Annotated in this window: 16 protein-coding genes; 4 read left to right on the top strand and 12 right to left on the bottom strand. The window is 70.1% G+C overall.

Annotated features, from left to right (window positions below; genetic code table 11):
- Positions 1-391 precede the first annotated feature (391 nt).
- The 5 genes from ACZ6SA_RS25030 to tdh all read right to left on the bottom strand — a co-directional run bounded on the left by ACZ6SA_RS25030 (position 392) and on the right by tdh (position 6206).
- Entirely contained in the window at positions 392-1906 is a 1515-nt protein-coding gene (locus ACZ6SA_RS25030) for an FAD-binding oxidoreductase (RefSeq protein ID WP_465830750.1), read from the bottom strand.
- Between the two features lie 7 nt (positions 1907-1913).
- Complete coding sequence (locus ACZ6SA_RS25025; protein WP_347645610.1) at positions 1914-2534, bottom strand: TetR/AcrR family transcriptional regulator; 621 nt, start codon at positions 2532-2534, stop codon at positions 1914-1916.
- A 466-nt stretch (positions 2535-3000) separates the two neighbouring features.
- Positions 3001-3903 carry a LysR family transcriptional regulator gene (locus tag ACZ6SA_RS25020; RefSeq protein ID WP_347645611.1) on the bottom strand — a complete coding sequence of 301 codons (903 nt, stop codon included), beginning with the start codon at positions 3901-3903 and terminating at the stop codon, positions 3001-3003.
- Between the two features lie 66 nt (positions 3904-3969).
- On the bottom strand, positions 3970-5139 hold the full coding sequence (locus ACZ6SA_RS25015) for a glycine C-acetyltransferase (RefSeq protein ID WP_465830747.1): 1170 nt from the start codon (positions 5137-5139) through the stop codon (positions 3970-3972).
- Positions 5139-6206: an L-threonine 3-dehydrogenase gene (gene tdh, locus ACZ6SA_RS25010; RefSeq protein WP_465830745.1), complete on the bottom strand. Its 1068-nt coding sequence runs from the start codon at positions 6204-6206 to the stop codon at positions 5139-5141. The genes ACZ6SA_RS25015 and tdh overlap by 1 nt, the downstream gene beginning before the upstream one ends.
- A 159-nt stretch (positions 6207-6365) precedes the next feature.
- Between tdh and ACZ6SA_RS25005 the strand changes: the two genes are divergently transcribed.
- From ACZ6SA_RS25005 to ACZ6SA_RS24990, 4 genes are all read left to right on the top strand, one after another.
- Entirely contained in the window at positions 6366-7559 is a 1194-nt protein-coding gene (locus ACZ6SA_RS25005) for a Gfo/Idh/MocA family protein (RefSeq protein WP_465830743.1), read from the top strand.
- A 6-nt stretch (positions 7560-7565) separates the two neighbouring features.
- Positions 7566-8156, top strand: coding sequence for an RNA polymerase sigma factor (locus ACZ6SA_RS25000; RefSeq protein ID WP_347645615.1), 591 nt, complete (start codon positions 7566-7568; stop codon positions 8154-8156).
- Positions 8153-8737: a hypothetical protein gene (locus ACZ6SA_RS24995; RefSeq protein WP_465830740.1), complete on the top strand. Its 585-nt coding sequence runs from the start codon at positions 8153-8155 to the stop codon at positions 8735-8737. Before ACZ6SA_RS25000 ends, ACZ6SA_RS24995 begins: the two co-directional genes overlap by 4 nt.
- A 359-nt stretch (positions 8738-9096) precedes the next feature.
- The gene (locus tag ACZ6SA_RS24990; protein WP_465830738.1) at positions 9097-9627 is read left to right on the top strand and encodes a hypothetical protein; all 531 of its coding nucleotides are present in this window, start codon (positions 9097-9099) and stop codon (positions 9625-9627) included.
- A gap of 73 nt (positions 9628-9700) precedes the next feature.
- Here ACZ6SA_RS24990 and ACZ6SA_RS24985 read toward each other — a convergent pair whose 3' ends face one another.
- From ACZ6SA_RS24985 to ACZ6SA_RS24955, 7 genes are all read right to left on the bottom strand, one after another.
- Positions 9701-10777 (bottom strand): SPFH domain-containing protein, encoded by a 1077-nt coding sequence (locus tag ACZ6SA_RS24985; RefSeq protein WP_465830736.1) that lies wholly within the window; start codon positions 10775-10777, stop codon positions 9701-9703.
- Positions 10778-10780: 3 nt separating this feature from the next.
- Positions 10781-11212, bottom strand: a complete 432-nt coding sequence (locus ACZ6SA_RS24980) for an NfeD family protein (protein WP_347645619.1) — start codon at positions 11210-11212, stop codon at positions 10781-10783.
- Between the two features lie 55 nt (positions 11213-11267).
- The gene (locus tag ACZ6SA_RS24975; protein ID WP_347645620.1) at positions 11268-12455 is read right to left on the bottom strand and encodes a L,D-transpeptidase; all 1188 of its coding nucleotides are present in this window, start codon (positions 12453-12455) and stop codon (positions 11268-11270) included.
- A gap of 76 nt (positions 12456-12531) precedes the next feature.
- Positions 12532-13635, bottom strand: a complete 1104-nt coding sequence (gene fahA, locus ACZ6SA_RS24970; protein ID WP_465830734.1) for a fumarylacetoacetase — start codon at positions 13633-13635, stop codon at positions 12532-12534.
- Positions 13632-14399 (bottom strand): hypothetical protein, encoded by a 768-nt coding sequence (locus ACZ6SA_RS24965; RefSeq protein ID WP_465830732.1) that lies wholly within the window; start codon positions 14397-14399, stop codon positions 13632-13634. Before ACZ6SA_RS24965 ends, fahA begins: the two co-directional genes overlap by 4 nt.
- A complete protein-coding gene (locus ACZ6SA_RS24960; protein ID WP_347645623.1) occupies positions 14396-15565 on the bottom strand; it encodes a homogentisate 1,2-dioxygenase in 1170 nt (389 codons plus the stop codon). The genes ACZ6SA_RS24965 and ACZ6SA_RS24960 overlap by 4 nt, the downstream gene beginning before the upstream one ends.
- 78 nt (positions 15566-15643) lie before the next feature.
- Positions 15644-16273 carry a helix-turn-helix domain-containing protein gene (locus ACZ6SA_RS24955; protein WP_347645624.1) on the bottom strand — a complete coding sequence of 210 codons (630 nt, stop codon included), beginning with the start codon at positions 16271-16273 and terminating at the stop codon, positions 15644-15646.
- Between the last annotated feature and the right edge of the window lie 75 nt (positions 16274-16348).

The raw sequence follows: 16348 nt of genomic DNA, 5'->3' as shown, positions 1-16348 counted from the left end.
TGACGTCGAGCGCGTGGCCCGCATGCAAGATCACGCCGCCCATCCCGCCACCGACCACTGCCGCCGGCTCGCCCCCCCCCCGCACCCCCCCCCCCCCCCCCCCCCCCCCCCCCGCGGCCATCGGCCAGGTCGGCGAGGACCTCGTGCTGGATCCCGTGGAAGCCGAACTGGACAGGTACGCCCGCTTCACCGACGCGCTCGGGCTGGCCCGAGGAGACTGAACGTAGCCAAGCCCCCGCAGGCCGCTGCGGCACGCCCCTGACCCGTTGTGGGGGTTGCCGCGTTGTGCGGTGGCCCGCGGCATGGCGGTTGCTGTCGATCGATCGGCTCCGTCGGCTGAGCGTCGCCGGCGGGGTCGCGATGGGTCCTTTCGGAGGAGGACGTCGAACGGTCAGCTCGGGCGGATGGACAGACGGTGCCGGAAGATGTCGTGCGGGTCGTATGTCGCCTTGATCCGCTGCAGGCGGGCGTAGTTGCCCTTGTAGTAGAGCGTGTGCCACGGCACGCCGGAGGTGTTCCAGTCCGGGTCGTCGAGGTCGATGTCGGGCATGTTGATGTAGGAGCCGTCGCTCGCCGTGCCGGTGACGGGCACGCCGCCCGTGTCGGCGTAGACGTCCCTGAAGAACTCGCGGACCCACGCCAGGTGCGGTGTCTGGTCGTCGGTGTCCTCCCAGCCGGCCACGAAGAACAGCTTGAGCACCGAGTCGCGCTGGGCGACGGCGGTGGCTTCGGGGGCGACCGCGTTGACCCGGCCGCCGAAGGAGTGCAGGATCAGCGCGCCGCCAGGGCCGGGGACGTTCTCGCTGGTGAGGTAGCGGTAGGCGACGGAGATCTGCTCATCGGTCAGCCGGCGGCGCTGGTAGCTGTCCTTGGTCTTGAGGTTGTGCTGCCTGGTGTCCATCCCGGAGCCTTCGAGTGCATAGGCCAGCCACGGTTTCACCTCGACCTTCCGCGCGGACGGCGGGACGGTGTTCTGGGACAGCGCTTCGAGGTGCGCGTCGAGTAGTTGCTGCGCGCCGGGGCCCGCGGGCAACTGGCCTTCCAGCGTGATCGTGCCCATGGACCGCCGCCACAGATAGAGCTCGCTGTACATGCCTGCATACGCCGAATCCGGATGGGCGTCCGACTCGAACCACTGCCCGTGGTTGCGGATCAGGGTGACGAACGCCTGCTCGTCCAGGCTCTGCCAATCCCACTCGATCGAAAAGCTGAGCACCTGCTCGGGCGGCCTGGGCAGCAGGTCGGCGGGCGTGGATCCGGTCGAGCCCGGCGTGCGGAACCAGTAGCGCGTCACGACCCCGAAGTTGCCGCCCCCGCCGCCGGTGTGGGCCCACCACAGGTCGTGGTGCGGGTCGTCCGGGTGGCGCGTGGCCACGATGCTCTCGGCCTGCCCCGCGTCGTTCACCACGACCACCTCCACCGCGTGCAGGTGGTCGACCGCCAGGCCGTGCAGCCGGCACAGGTAGCCGTAACCTCCGCCGAGGATGTGCCCGCCCACGCCGACGTCGGGGAACAGGCCCGCCGGGATGGTGACCCGCCAGCCCATGTAGAGCTTGCGGTAGACCTCGCCCAGGGTCGCCCCCGCCTCGACCATGAAGGCGCCGAGTTCCGCGTCGTATTCCACGCGGTTCATCAGCGACATGTCTATCAGCGAGCGCACGGCCGGGTCGTCGACGAAGCCCTCGAAACAGTGGCCGCCGCTGCGCACCGCGAGCTGCCGTCCGGCCGTCACGGCGTTCTGGACCGCGCGGACGACGTCGCCGGTCGAGGTCGCCAGGCACACTTCATCGGGAGTTCCGGTGAAGCGGCGGTTGCCCCGGCTGACGAGGCCGGCGTAGCGCGGGTCGTCTGGGCGGATCGCCGGCGGCAGGCTCCGGGAGTCGGCGAGCTGCTGTTGGGTGGTCATGGTGTTATTACCTCTGTCCGTTCTGCTCCGGGGGGCATGGGCCGGCCTGAACCGCCGGCAGGATGGCCTGGTCGATGATCTCCGCGATCCGGGCCTGGTCCGGCGGTACGCCGTCGTCGTAGGCGAACTTGGTGACCAGCGCCTCGCCGATCTCCACGACCACCGGGGTCACCCGTGCGGCGTCGATGGCTCCGCGCGCGGCGTAGTGGCGCAGCACCGTCTCGGTGAACCGGCGTCCGCGCAGGTCGAACACCCGCTCATAGAGCGCGTCGAACAGCTCGGGGCGGCGGTTCCGCTCGGCGAGCACGGCGCCCGCCGCCTGGGCCGTCGGCGACATCATCCAGGTGACCATCGAGTTCAGTGCCTTGATGAGGTCGCCGCGCAGGTCGTCGGCGGAGGGTGAGACCTCCTCGGCGGGATGCGCGTCGTGCAGCGCCTCCAGAAGCAGGTCTTCCACTGTCGGCCAGCGCCGGTAGAGCGAGGTCTTGGCGATCCTCGTCCGCTTGGCCACGCATTCCATGGTCAGAGTGCCGAGCCCGCGTTCGGCGGTCTCGGCAATCACCCCCTCGTGCGCGGCTTTGACCAGGTCGGCGGCGCTACGCCGGGATCTTTCCGGTGGTACGTCCATGTCCATAGTCCCGGTAACTAGCTACTATTTCGTAGCTACAATAACATAGCTACGAATAAGTTGCTTATTGTTCGCAGGCATACGGGCGCGCAGGAGGGCGGCCGGGCGATCGCGGCCCGGCCGGGTTGGAGAAGGTGGTGCCGGGCGGCTCGTGCACCAGCTGCATCATCGTTCCGATCAGCCGCTCGATGATCCCGCCGAAGTGCGCCATGCCTCGGGGCCGGTAGGCCAGAGCAGCCCGGCCGACAGCGCCTCCAGCGTCACCACCAGGCCGGCCACGCAGCGGCCGGCCACGTCGATCGCCGCGGTGACATACGGGCGGGCCGATCGGCAGCCGAACTGCCCGCGTAGGTCGGGACAGTGCGCTGTGCGGATCTCCTCGAAACGTTCTCGGGGCCGGGCGGCCCCATGTGATTTCCTTCCGGTGGGTGAACACATCTGAGGTCCCGGATGAAGGAGATGTGTTTCACCCTGTTCCGAGGGAGCCGGAGATCGTGCGGAGCCCCGCCAGGAGCGGGCGCAGGAGGGGATGGGAGTCGGCGCCACGGCGCACGGCGGCGAAGACGCGGCGCTCCGGCCCCGGCGTGTGGCGTACGACGACCCCGGGCAGCGCCATGTCGCGCAGCGCCAGACGCGGCACGAGAGCCACCCCCGCGCCCGCGCCCACCAGGGCGACCACGGCGCTGAAGTCGTCGGAGCAGTGGGCGAGGTCCGGCGTGAACCCCGCCTGCCGGCAGGCGAACGTGATCACATCGTGCACCGGATTGCCCGGATAGGGGCCGATCCACGTCTCGGAAGCGAGCGACTCCAGCGTGGCCGACCCCGCCAGCGGATGGTCGCGGGGGAGGACCAGGTCGAACGGCTCCGCGTACAGCGGCATGCGCGACAACCGGCGGTCGGAGGCGTCGGGCGCGTCCCGGTACTCCACCGCGATCGCCAGGTCCACCTCCCCGTCGAGCAGCATGGCCAGGCTCTGGTCGCCTTCGGCGTCGAGCACGCGTACGCGCAGGCCGGGGGCGGCGGAGCGCAGGGCGGCGATCGTGGGCGAGAGCACGGCGCTGATCGCGGTGGCGAAGCAGGCCACGGTCGCCTCGCCCGCCTCGCCCGTGGTGTACGCGGCCACCTCGGCCTCGGCGCGTTCGAGCTGGGCGAGGACCTCGTTGGCGTGGGCGATCATGATCTTGCCCACCGCGGTCAGGTGCACGCCGCGCCCGTCACGCGTGAGCAGGCGGTGGCCCACCTCGTGCTCCAGGGCGGCGAGCTGCTGGGACACGGCCGAGGGCGTGAGGTGCAGCGCCGCCGCCGCGGCGGTGACCGTGCCGTGGTCGGCCACCGCGCGCAACGTACGCAGCCGCCGCGTGTCTATCACGCAGCGAGAATACTGACCCCCCGCCCCTGTCACGCGGCGAGGCGTCCAGGCGGGCGGGGCCGCGACTCAGGCGCGGGCCTGGGTGAAGGCTTCGATCGCGCGGTCGACGTCCTCCTGCGAGTGCGCGGCCGACAGCTGGACGCGGATCCTCGCCTGGCCGTGCGGCACGACGGGGTAGGAGAAGCCGATCACGTAGACGCCGAGGTCGAGCAGGCGCTCGGCCAGGGCGCCCGCCTCGGCGGCGTCGCCGATCATCACGGGCACGATCGGGTGGTCGCCGGGCAGGATGTCGAACCCGGCCGCGGCCATCCCGCCGCGGAAACGGGCGGTGTTGGCGCGCAGCCGTTCGCGGGCGTCGTCCGAGGTCTCCAGCAGGTCGAGGATGCGCAGCGACGCGGCGGCGATGACGGGCGCGAGCGAGTTGGAGAACAGGTAGGGGCGCGAGCGCTGGCGCAGCAGCTCGCAGATCTCCTTGCGGGCCGAGACGTAGCCGCCGCTGGCCCCGCCGAGCGCCTTGCCCAGCGTGCCGGTGATGATGTCGATCCGGTCGGTGACGCCGTGCAGCTCGGGTGTGCCGCGCCCGGTGGGCCCGACGAAGCCTACGGCGTGCGAGTCGTCGACCATCACCATGGCGTCGTACCGCTCGGCCAGGTCGCAGATGTCGCGCAACGGGGCGAGATATCCGTCCATGGAGAACACGCCGTCGGTCACGATCAGCCGCCGCCGCGCCTCCGACGCCTCCTTCAACCTGGCCTCCAGCTCGGCCATGTCGCGGTTGGCGTACCGGAACCGCTTGGCCTTGGAGAGCCGGATGCCGTCAATGATGCTGGCGTGGTTGAGCGCGTCGGAGATCACCGCGTCCTGGGCGTCGAGCAGCGTCTCGAAGACGCCGCCGTTCGCGTCGAAACAGGAGCTGTAGAGGACGGTGTCCTCCATGCCGAGGAAGTCGGACAGGCGGGATTCGAGCTCCTTGTGCACCTCCTGGGTGCCGCAGATGAAGCGTACGGACGCCATCCCGAACCCCCACCGGTCGAGCGCCTCCTTGGCGGCCTCGACCACCGTGGGATCGTCGGCCAGGCCCAGGTAGTTGTTGGCGCAGAAGTTCAGCACCTCGCGCCCTGCCACGCTCACCTGGGAGCTCTGCGGGGTGCTGATCACGCGCTCGGGCTTGAGTAGCCCGGCCTCGGTGATCTCGTCGAGCGTCGTACGCAGCTGCTCGCGCACGTTCGTGAACATCAGGCGCTCCTGTCGGTGGTCGTGGCCGCTTCGGCCGGCGTTGCGCTCCAGTCCAGAATGACCTTGCCCGTACGGCCGCTGGCGGCCGTGTCGAAGGCGGCGTCGAAGGCGTGGTAGGGGAAACGGTCGGTGATCACAGGGGAGAGGTCGAGGCCCTTCTCCAGCAGCACGGACATGTTGTACCAGGTCTCGTACATCTCGCGGCCGTAGACCCCCTTGATCGTGATCATGGACGTCACGACGGTGGCCCAGTCGATGGCGAACTCCTCGGCGGGCAGCCCGAGCATGGCGATCTTCCCGCCGTGGGTCATGTTGGCGATCATGTCGCGCAGCGCCGCCGGGTTGCCGGACATCTCCAGCCCCACGTCGAAGCCCTCGCGCAGGTGGAGCCGGTGCATGCCCTCGCTGATCGGGGACGTGGAGACGTTGAGCGCGAGCGAGACGCCGAGCTTGCGGGCCAGGTCGAGCCGCTCGTCGCTGACGTCGGTGATGACCACGTTGCGCGCGCCGACGTGCGTGGCCACCGCCGCCGCCATGAGCCCGATCGGGCCCGCGCCGGTGATCAGCACGTCCTCGCCGACCAGGGGGAAGGAGAGCGCGGTGTGTACGGCGTTGCCGAACGGGTCGAAGATGGCGGCCACGTCGGGATGGACGGGGACACGGTGCACCCAGACGTTCGAGGCGGGCAGGGTGACGTACTCGGCGAACGCGCCGTCCCTGTGGACGCCCAGCCCGATCGTGTTGCGGCACAGGTGCCTGCGGCCGGCCATGCAGTTGCGGCACTTGCCGCAGACGAGGTGTCCCTCGCCGCTGACGAGGTCGCCGGGGGTGATGTCCTCGACGTCCGGCGCCACCTCGACCACGTGGCCGGAGAACTCATGACCCACGATCAACGGAGGTTTCAGGGTATGCCGCGCCCAATCGTCATATTTCCGGATATGCAGGTCGGTGCCGCAGATGCCGGTCCGCAGGACCTGGATCTTCACCTCGCCGGGCCCCACCTCCGGCTCCGGCACGTCCACCAGCGCGAGGCCGGGTTCGTCCCGCTCCTTGACCAGCGCCTTCATGCGCGTCCCCCTACGTCGAAGCATCAGTAACGCACTGTGCCCGTTCCCCGCCCAGCGTGTCCATCGAGGCTTTCTTAAGTGCCCCCACAGCACAGCTTCACGCCGCCGCCCGGTAGCAGGCGCCCTGTACTATTTCGTCCGCCTTCGGAAGGAACACACGTGAACGACCTGCGTATCGGCGTCATCGGCCTCGGCCTGCGCACGAGCCTCGCCCTGGCGGCCCACCGCCCCGGTGAGGGCTCGGTGGTGGCCGCCCTGTGCGACTCCGACCCGGCGGTGCTCAAGAGACAGGCCGGCCGCTTCCAGGCGCAACTGCTGACCGAGCACCACCGCGAGCTGCTCGGCAGGGACGACCTCGACGCGGTCATCGTGATGACGCCCGACGACACGCACGAGCGCATCGCCATCGACTGCCTGGAGGCGGGCAAGGCCGTCTACCTGGAGAAGCCGCTGGCCATCACCGTGGAGAGCGCCGACCGCATCCTGCGCGCCGCCCGGCGCACCGGCACCCGCCTGTACGTCGGCCACAACATGCGCCACATGGGCGTGGTCCGCCTGATGCGCGACGTCATCCGCAAGGGCGTCATCGGCGAGCCGAAGACCGTGTGGGTGCGCCACTTCGTCTCCTACGGCGGCGACTACTACTTCAAGGACTGGCACGCCGACCGCACCAGGACCACCGGGCTGCTGCTGCAGAAGGCGGCGCACGACCTCGACGTGATCCACTGGCTCGCGGGCGGCTACACCACCAGGGTCAACGCGTTCGGCGACCTGATGCTCTACGGCGACCTGCCGCGCCGCGACCCCGGCACGCCACGGCCGGACGGCTGGCTCCAGGACTACACCTGGCCGCCGTCCGGGCATCGCGACCTGCACCACGTCGTGGACGTCGAGGACGTCTCCGTCATGAACATGCGCCTGGACAACGGCGTCATCGCCGCCTACCAGCAGTGCCACTTCACGCCCGACTACGTGCGCAACTACACGGTCATCGGCACCGAGGGCCGCCTGGAGAACTTCGGCGACGGTCCCGGCGACACGGTCAAGGTGTGGAACACGGGGCCCACCGGGTACCGGGGCGACGCCGACGTCACGTACAAGGTGCCGGCCGCGCAGGGCACGCACGGGGGCGCCGACGCCGAGATCGTGGCGGAGTTCCTCAGGTTCGTCAGGGACGGCGGCGTGACGGACACCTCGCCGGTGGCGGCGCGGATGAGCGTGGCGGCCGGCTACATGGCGACGATGTCGCTGCGGAACGGCGGCATGCCCTACGACGTGCCGGACCTCGACCCCGAGCTGGTCGCGTACTTCGACCGGGGGCAGGTGGAACCGGAGCAGGCGGCCGGACAGTAGATATATGTGGATATACGCACTCGGATCCGGGATGGAGACAGGGCGGCTTTCGGCGAACTCTTCGACGAGTGCTCCAAGGCCGTGTACAACCATGCCTTCCGCCTGACCGCCGACTGGTCCACGGCCGAGGACGTGACGGCGCTGACGTTCCTCGAAGCCTGGCGGTTACGCGGGCGCATCGACCCCGGCGGCGGCTCCCTGCGGCCGTGGCTCCTGGGCATCGCCACCAACGTGACCCGCAACATGCGCAGGGCCGCCCGCAGGCACGACGACGCCCTGGCCAGGCTGCCCAGAGGCGAGTCGGTGCCCGACTTCGCCGACGAGGTCGTGGGCCGGATCGAGGACGCCGAACGGCTGGCCGCGGTTCGTGCCGCGTACGGCCGGCTGCGCCGCCAGGAGCAGGACGTGTTCGCGTTGTGCGTCTGGGCGGGCCTCGACTACGCCCAGACGGCCGAGGCGCTGGGCATCCCGGTCGGCACGGTGAAGTCGAGGCTGTCACGGGCGCGCGGGAAACTCGCCGCCGCGGGGGAACCCCCGCCGCCGGACCGACAGGTAACAGGTGACCGTGGCCCTCGTCAGACGTGGGAGACCCGATGAACTGGCCGACCGAACGTGAACTTCCCGAGGGCCGTCACCGACTGCTCAAGGAGTTCGTCATGACCGAGATCGACAAGCGGCCCGCGAAGCGGCGGGTTCCGCGCCCCGCCGTGCTGGCGCCCGTCCTGGGCCTCGCAGTCGCCGCCGCCGTGGCCGTGCCGCTGCTCTTCTGGGGCACCCCCGCGTACGCGGTGGAGAAGCGCCCCGACGGCCTCATCAACATCACCATCAACGAGGCCAAGAACCCCGAGCGGCTCCAGGAGGACCTGCGGGCCATGGGAGCGAACGTGGTGGTGACCTACATCCCCCACGGCAAGAAGTGCAGCCCGCAGCCGCGCAGCAGCCACTTCCTGAGCGACGAGGAGGCGCCGCTGGCGCCGTTCCCGGCGCCCGGCGGTAAGATCGAACCGGGCTTCGCCATCGACCCGCGGGTGATCGGCGAGGGGCAGACGGGGGTGCTGGAGTTCAGCGTCTCGGAGAACAACGGCGGGGTCGTCGCGGGCATCTGGGCCAGCGTGGGCCAGGACCCGATCGCCGCATGCGAACTGGTGGACACGACGGACGCGCCTCTGTCGCACTGATCCCAGCACTCCGGCGCCCGCCACACGATTTCGTGTGGCGGGCGCCGTCGTGTGCAGCTGGAACGCCAGGGTTGGAATCGCCGTACTAATCGTGTAACACTGTTGCAAGGTTGGTACATGGTCGGTAGAGGAAGACATCAGCACAACGAAATCAATGCCGTCTTCAGGGCGATCCGCAAGTTCGAGTGGTTGACCGTGGTGGAAAGCCACAACGGGCACCGCTGGGGATGGATCGAATGCGCCTGCGGTGCCCCTGCGCAGTCAATCTGGTGCACGCCGCGTAACCCGGGCAACCACGCGAAGCGCATTCTCCGATGGGTCGACGAGCACGCGGAGTGCGCAAAGAACGAGGAGAGGTCATGATTACGTGGGACTTCCGCGTCACGCTGAATCGAGCGGTCACAGACGAGGAGCTGGACGCTCTGTTCGAGGCCGGTCTCGATGACTGCACCGTTTCGAGCCTCAAAGACGGCAGAACTTACGTCATGTGCGACCGCGAAGCGGAGACCTTGCTGGACGCGATCGCATCCGTGCTCACCCAGATCAGGACGGTCCCGGGTCTCTGGGCCACCGGGGTCGGCCACGACGACGGGGTGACGCTGGGGGACGCGGCGCGCCGGCACGGAGGCCGCACCCAGGCCAGCCTCCGGCAGCTCGCCGCGGGCCAGCGCGGCCCCGGTGGGTTCCCGAAGCCTCTGATGGAGGCCGACAACGTCAGCCTCTACTCCTGGGCCGAGATCTCGGAGTGGCTGCGCACCAAGATGGGCGATGACATCGCCCCGGCGGACCGCGACCTCGTCATCGCCGATGCGGCGGTCAAGCTGGCCTGCCGGGCCCGTGACGCCCATCGGGAGACCCAGGTGGCCGCCATCTTCGAGATCGCCTCCTGATCCGGTGGCGGCCGGCCTCCCGCCCCTCAACTGACCTGCCGGCCGCCCGGAGCAACTCTCTTGATCGAAAACCTCAGCGCTCGGCCTCCGTCGGCTTCTTGTCCAGGTCGGGGAACGCGGCGGGCTCTTGGGCGCCCTGCGTGAGCTGGCGCGGCCCCTTCGGGCTCTCGGCCTGCTGGGCGTCGGCCACGGCCTCGGCAGCGGCCTCCGCGGCCTCGGCGGCCTCCTCCTCCGCGGCCGAGCTGTCCGGCATCTCCTCGCGGGTGGCCGCCGACTTCGGCAGGGCCTCCGTGAACGCCTTCGACACCCCCTGCAGCGCCGACGTCACCTCGCTCGGGATCACCCAGAACGTGTTGCCGTCGCCCTGCGCGAGCTGCGGCAGCACCTGGAGGTACTGGTAGGCGAGCAGCTTGGGGTCGGGGTCGTTGCGGTGGACGGCCTGGAAGACCTGGTCGATGGCGCGTGACTGGCCCTCGGCCTCCAGGATGGCGGCCGTGCGCTGGCCCTCGGCGCGCAGGACGCGGCTCTGCTTCTCGCCTTCGGCGGTGAGGATCTGCGACTGCCGCTGGCCTTCGGCGTTGAGGATGGCGGCGCGCTTGTCGCGCTCGGCCCGCATCTGCTTCTCCATCGCGTCCTTGATGGTCTTGGGCGGGTCGATGGCCTTGATCTCGACGCGGTTGACGCGCAGCCCCCACTTGCCGGTGGCTTCGTCGAGGACGCCGCGCAGCTGGCTGTTGATGGTGTCGCGGGAGGTCAGGGTCTTCTCCAGGTCCATGGAGCCGACGACGTTACGCAGCGTCGTGACGGTGAGCTGCTCGACGGCCTGGATGTAGTTGGCGATCTCGTACGCCGCCGCGCGCGGATCGGTGACCTGGAAGTAGAGGACGGTGTCGATCTCGACGACCAGGTTGTCCTCGGTGATGACGGGCTGGGGACGGAAGGAGACGACCTGCTCGCGGAGGTCGATCATGGGGTAGACGCGGTCGATGTAGGGGATGACGAAGTTGAGGCCGGGCTTGAGGGTGCGGTGGTAACGGCCGAGCCGCTCCACGTTGCGCGCCCGCGCCTGCGGGATGATCCGCACTGCTTTGAGCACGGTGAACACCGCGAAGAGGATGATGAAGATTCCGACCAGCAAGAGCGGATCCATGAGTCACTCCCGGGGATAGACGAGGGCTGTCGCCCCTTCGATCTCGATGATGTCGACGGTCGCCCCTGTGGGGATCACCAGGGTTTCGTCGTACGCGCGCGCGGACCACTCCTCACCCCCGATGCGCACGCGACCGTCGCGGCCCGTCACCTCCGAGACCACGTAGGCGGGCTTGCCGACGAGTGCTTCCACCCCGAATCGTTGCAGCGCAGGCTGCTTGATATGGCGCATCGCGATGGGCCTGAGCACCAGCAGGCCGGCAGCCGACGAAGCGGCGAAGAACATTAACTGCAGGGGAACGGGCAAGCCCAGCGCCGCGGTGGCGGCGGTCAGGAGAGCGGCCGCACCCAAAAGCCCGAGCGAGGCCGTGAGCGTGAATATTTCGGCCACGCCGAGGACGACAGCGAGGATTACCCAGATGATCCATTCATCCATGTCCGGCCCTCCTACTAGGACAACGGGCCTGCACCGGCGGGTTGTTCCCCTTGCTCTAAGGTAGCCCTGGATTCACCCTCGCGGCACCCATGGGCGCGCCGTGCCCGTTTTCGGAAAGCGCGCTCCCCTGCCGCCATTTCTCCCACGGAAGTTGCCAGAAACCCCACCCGTTGTCCCATTCGAGGGTGCGGTCGGTGCCCGTGATGACGACCGGATCGCCGCGCAGGGTGGTGGTGTAGAACCACTCCGCCTGGTCCGGCCGGGCATTGACGCAACCGTGGCTGACGTTTTCCCGGCCCTGCGCCCAGAGGTTGTCCTTGGCGTGCACGTATTCGCCGGTGTCGGAAATGCGTACGGCATGCTCGATCATCATGTCGTAAAAGTCGGGTTCGCCCTCGTCACGGCCCGGGGAAACCATGCGGACCGGATTGCCTTTGTCCATGGTCAGGTGGATGCCGCTGGTCGTGGTGTATTCCTCTGTGGTGGCCATGCCCGCGCTGATGGCCATGCGCTGCACGATCCGGCCGTCGCGGCGGACGACCATCTGGTGGGTCCCGGTGTCGATCGTGCTGGTCTGCGAGCGGCCCACGGTGAAGGCGAACGTGGAGTCGACGGCGCCGTGCAGGCCGCCGGCCGCGCGCACTCCAGCCAGGTGCGCCGTGACGGTGACCTGCTGCCGGGGCGCCCAGAACTCCCGGGGACGGTAGACCACCCTCGTGTCGCTGGACCACCGCCAGGCGCCCTCCGCCGGGTGCTCGGCCGTGACCTCGAGCGCGCGCTCGACGGCCGCGCGGTCTTCCACGGGGGTGTCGAAGTCGATGATGATCGGCATGCCCGTGCCGACCGTCTCGCCGGGCAGGGGGGCGGTGGCGGCCACCTGGAACGTACGCCTGGCCGCGCGGGTGCGGAAGCGGCCCAGCGCCACCGTCGCGGGGCCGCCGGCGACCGTGGCCGTGGCGCTCACCGTGTATTCGGCCGCGGGTTCGAGTGTCCAGCGGGAGCGCCAGACCGTGCCTGACCGGTCGAGCCCGCCCGGCACGGGCTCGCCGCGTTCGTGGACCGTGACCTGGGCGAGCGTGCCGCCCTGCGCCTCGATCACGAGCCCGCGGTCGGTGCGGGCGCGCTTGGCGTCGAGGGGCGGCCACACGCGCACCACGGGCGGGGCGGGCGAGGTCTCGGCCGGGAACGACGCGCAGCCACAGACCAGGAGAAGGGCGACAAAGGTCACCACGGCACGCCGCATGTCCACTCCTGCTTTCCGAGGGTGAGAGGGGCTCCCTAGGGTAGCGGTGTGTCAGCATGCAAGCACGCTGAGTGACTTATCGGACGGTTCCGGAAACCTCCCCCAACGTCAGGTCGCCGGCCGTCGCCCGGATCGTCACGGTGTCGCCGTCCTGCAGGAACGCTCGGGTCTCGCCGCTGGCCAGCTTGATCGGGTCGGTGCCGTTCCACGTCAGCTCGGTGAGCGAACCCCGCTCGCCGCGTTCGGGGCCCGAGACCGTGCCGCTGGCGAACAGGTCTCCGGTGCGCAGCGAGGCGCCGTTCACCGTCATGTGCGCCAGCATCTGGTCGGGTGTCCAGTACATCGCCGCGTACGGGGGCCGCGACACGCTCTCGCCGTTGAGCAGGATCTCCAGCGTGATGTCGAGCCCCCAGTCGCCCTGCCTGCGCAGGTAGGCGGCGGGCTCGGGGTCCTGGGCGCGGCCGGGGATCCTGGGCAGCGCCTCCAGCGGGGTGACCCACGGCGAGACGGACGTGGCGAACGACTTGCCCAGGAACGGCCCGAGCGGCACGTACTCCCAGCCCTGGATGTCGCGCGCGCTCCAGTCGTTGACCAGCGTCACCCCGAACACGTGCTCCTCGAACGCCCCCGCGGGCGAGCCGTGATCGGACGGCACGCCCACCACGAACCCCAGCTCGGCTTCGATGTCGAGCTTCCTGCACGGCCCGAACACCCCCGGGCCGAGCTGGCCGTGCGGGCGCCTGACCGGTGTGCCCGACACGACGACGGTGCCCGACCTGCCGTGGTAGCCGACCGGCAGGTGCCGCCAGTTGGGCTTCAGCGGCTCGTCGCCGGGGCGGAGGATCTTGCCGAGGTTGCTCGCGTGGTCGATCGAGGCGTAGAAGTCGACGTAGTCGGCGACCTCGAACGGCAGGTGCAGGCGCACCTGCTCCAGCGGGATCAGGTGCGCCTCCGTCACTGAGAGGTCGCCGGTCAGCTTGTTCTGGATCAGGGTCCTGGTGTCGTGCCAGGCGGCGCGCCCCCTGGCCATGAACGGGTTGAGCGTGGGGGCGGCGAACACCTCGTCGTGCAGCGCCGGCGCCAGGTCGAGCACCTTGTCGCCGTACCGTACGCCGACCCTGGGCGCCTGTCCCGGGCAGGAGAAGACCCCGTAGGGCAGGTTGTCGACTCCCCAGCTCATGCGTTCACCTCCACGAGTCCGAGTGCGCGCAGGTCCTCGACGGGCGTACCCGTGCTGCACGAGCCGTAGCTCACCAGCAGCTCGCGGGCGCGCTTCGCGGTGTCCTCCGTCACGGACCGCGCCAGGCGTACGAGATGGCCGACGTCGGTGGTGCGCAGCGCCGGCCCGGGATCGCGCCCCTCCACGGCCTCGCAGACCGCCATCAACAGGTTGAGGAAGCCGTGCCGGTCGACGCCGAGCGAGGGGTCGAAGTGGCGTACGGCGTGGTGCAGCCCGGCCGTGGCCTTGAACGGGATGCCGTGCTCCACGCACGACCTGATGAACGCCGCGAGGTGGTCGACCGGCGGGAAGTCCTCAGGCGACGGGCCGCCGCAGCGCACCTTCAGCCCCACCCCGGCGGGCGGTTGGAAGGCAACCTTGTGCGGCGGGACCTCGACGAAGAGCCGCACCCCCTCCGGCAGGGACAGCCGGGCCGCGACCGCGGCGACCGGGGTGTCGGCGGGCGGGCGGATCTCGACGATGTCCACGGGCAGGTCGTCGAAGGCGGGCAGCTCGTCGGTGTCGACGATGAGGCCGATCCGCCGCGGCCGGAACGCCATGCCGCGCAGCCGGTCGAGCCGGCTGGCCGGGCAGAGGAACCTCTGCGTGAGGACCGGGCTGCCGCTCTCGAGGTCGCGCCGGTTGCGGGACAGGGCCTCGTCCATGTGCAGCGACGTCGGCGGGAACAGGCCCGCGTCGTCGATCAGTGCCGTGAAGATGCTCATCGTGCCCAGGTCCAGGCGTAGCCGGGGTCTTCGCAGGACAGCGCGGCCGGGCCGAGGTCGAGCGGGCGGAACGTGTCGACCATCACGGCCATCTCGCTCGTCGTCGTGACGCCGCGCCCGACCGCCTCGATCACCGCTTCGACCGCTCCGGGCTGCGGCCCGTGCGTGAACCCGGCGGGATGCAGGGAGATCGAGCCGACGTCGATGCCGGACCCCTTGCGCGCGGAGTAGTCGCCGCCCGCGTAGAACATGAACTCGTCGGAGTCGACGTTGTGGTGGTTGTACGGGATCGGGATGGCCTCCGGGTGGTAGTCGAGCGGCCGCGGGCAGAACGAGCACACCACGAACCCCGGCCCCTCGAACGTCTGGTGCACCGGCGGCGGCGCGTGCGTCTTCTTCACGATCGGCTCGAAGTCGTTGATGTTGAACGCGAACGGGTAGAGGCAGCCGTCCCAGCCGACCACGTCGAAGGGGTGGTTGCGGTAGACCAGCCGGGTCAGCCCGCCGCGCGTGCGCACGAGCACCGGCACCTCCTCGCCCTCCACGACGAGCGGCTCGGCCGGGGCGCGCAGGTCGCGCTCGCAGTAGGGCGCGTGCTCCAGGAACTGCCCGTGCTGCGACAGATAGCGCTTGGGCGGCCTGATGTGCCCGCCCGCCTCGATGGCCAGCACGCTGACCTGGCCCTCGGGCGCCCAGCGGTGGATGGTGCCGGTCGGGATGACGACGTAGTCGCCCTCGCCTGCCTCGATCACGCCGTACGTGGACTCGAAGCGCACGGTGCCGCGCTGGACGTAGACGCACTCGTCGCCCATGGAGTTGCGGTAGAGCTCGCTCGGCCGGTCGCTGGTGGCGTACGACAACCGGACGTCGCCGTTGCCGGCCAGCAGCATGCGGCCCGTGACGAGGTCGCCCGCGCTGGACAGTTCCTGCGTGCGGAAGTGGCGGGGTGAGAGGGGCAGGTTGGGCTCGAGGCGGGCCTCGGCCGTGGGCGTGACCGCCTCCGCCTTGACGATGGCGGTGGGCAGGTGGCGGTGGTAGAGCAGCGAGGAGTCGGACGAGAATCCCTCCTCGCCCATGAGCTCCTCCGCGTAGAGACCGCCGTCCGGCCGTCTGAACTGCACGTGCCGCTTGCGCGGCACCTCCCCCACGACCCGGTAGTACGGCATCTGCCCCTCCAATGTGTCCGTTAACCGGACGGCAGTGTCCCCTATACGCGACTACCGTCCGCTATCGGTCTGGAGATGTCAACCCAGGGCCGCGGCCAGCTCGGCCGCCGCCGCCACCACCCGCGGCCCCGTGGACACCTCCAGCGGCCCGAACGTCACCACCCCCACCGACGCCTCAAGCCAGGGCAGCCCGGTGACGGGCGCGGCGACACCCCGCGCACCCTCCTGCAACTGCCCTTCCGTGACGAAATAGTCGTCGCCGCCCTCGCGCAGCCCCAGGATCGCCCGCCCCGCCGCGCCTTTCGCCAGCGGATGGCGCGAGCCCTCGCGGTAGGCCACGTGCATGTCGGTCCAGGACGGCTCCACCACCGCCACCGCCAGCCCGTCGTCGCCCTCGGCCACGGTCAGGTGCGCGGTCGCGCCCACCTCCTCGGCCAGCCGCCGCAGCGCCGGCATCGCCGCCGCCCGCAGCAGCGGCTGCACGGCCTGCGCCAGCACCAGCACCCCGAACCCCAGATGCACCCGGCCGCCGGCGTCCCTGCGGACGAACCCCTCGTTCATCAGCGTCGTCAGCAGCCGGTAGACCACGGGACGGCTCAGCGACAGCTCGGCGCTCAGCTCGGTCGGCGTGCGGCCGTTCTTGCCGTCGGCGAGCAGGCGCAGCAGGCGCAGCCCGCGCTCCAGGGTCTGGGCGGATTCAGCGGCCATGCGACCGATTATCCAGCGAGGGAGCGCGGGAGCGGGGCGACCAGGCCGGTGACGTAGCGCGGTTACACGGGTACG

It is taken from the genome of Nonomuraea sp. NPDC049378 (genome assembly GCF_055586745.1).
The sequence above is the reverse complement of the archived record's forward strand: the minus strand, read 5'-3'. Positions and strand labels throughout refer to the sequence as shown.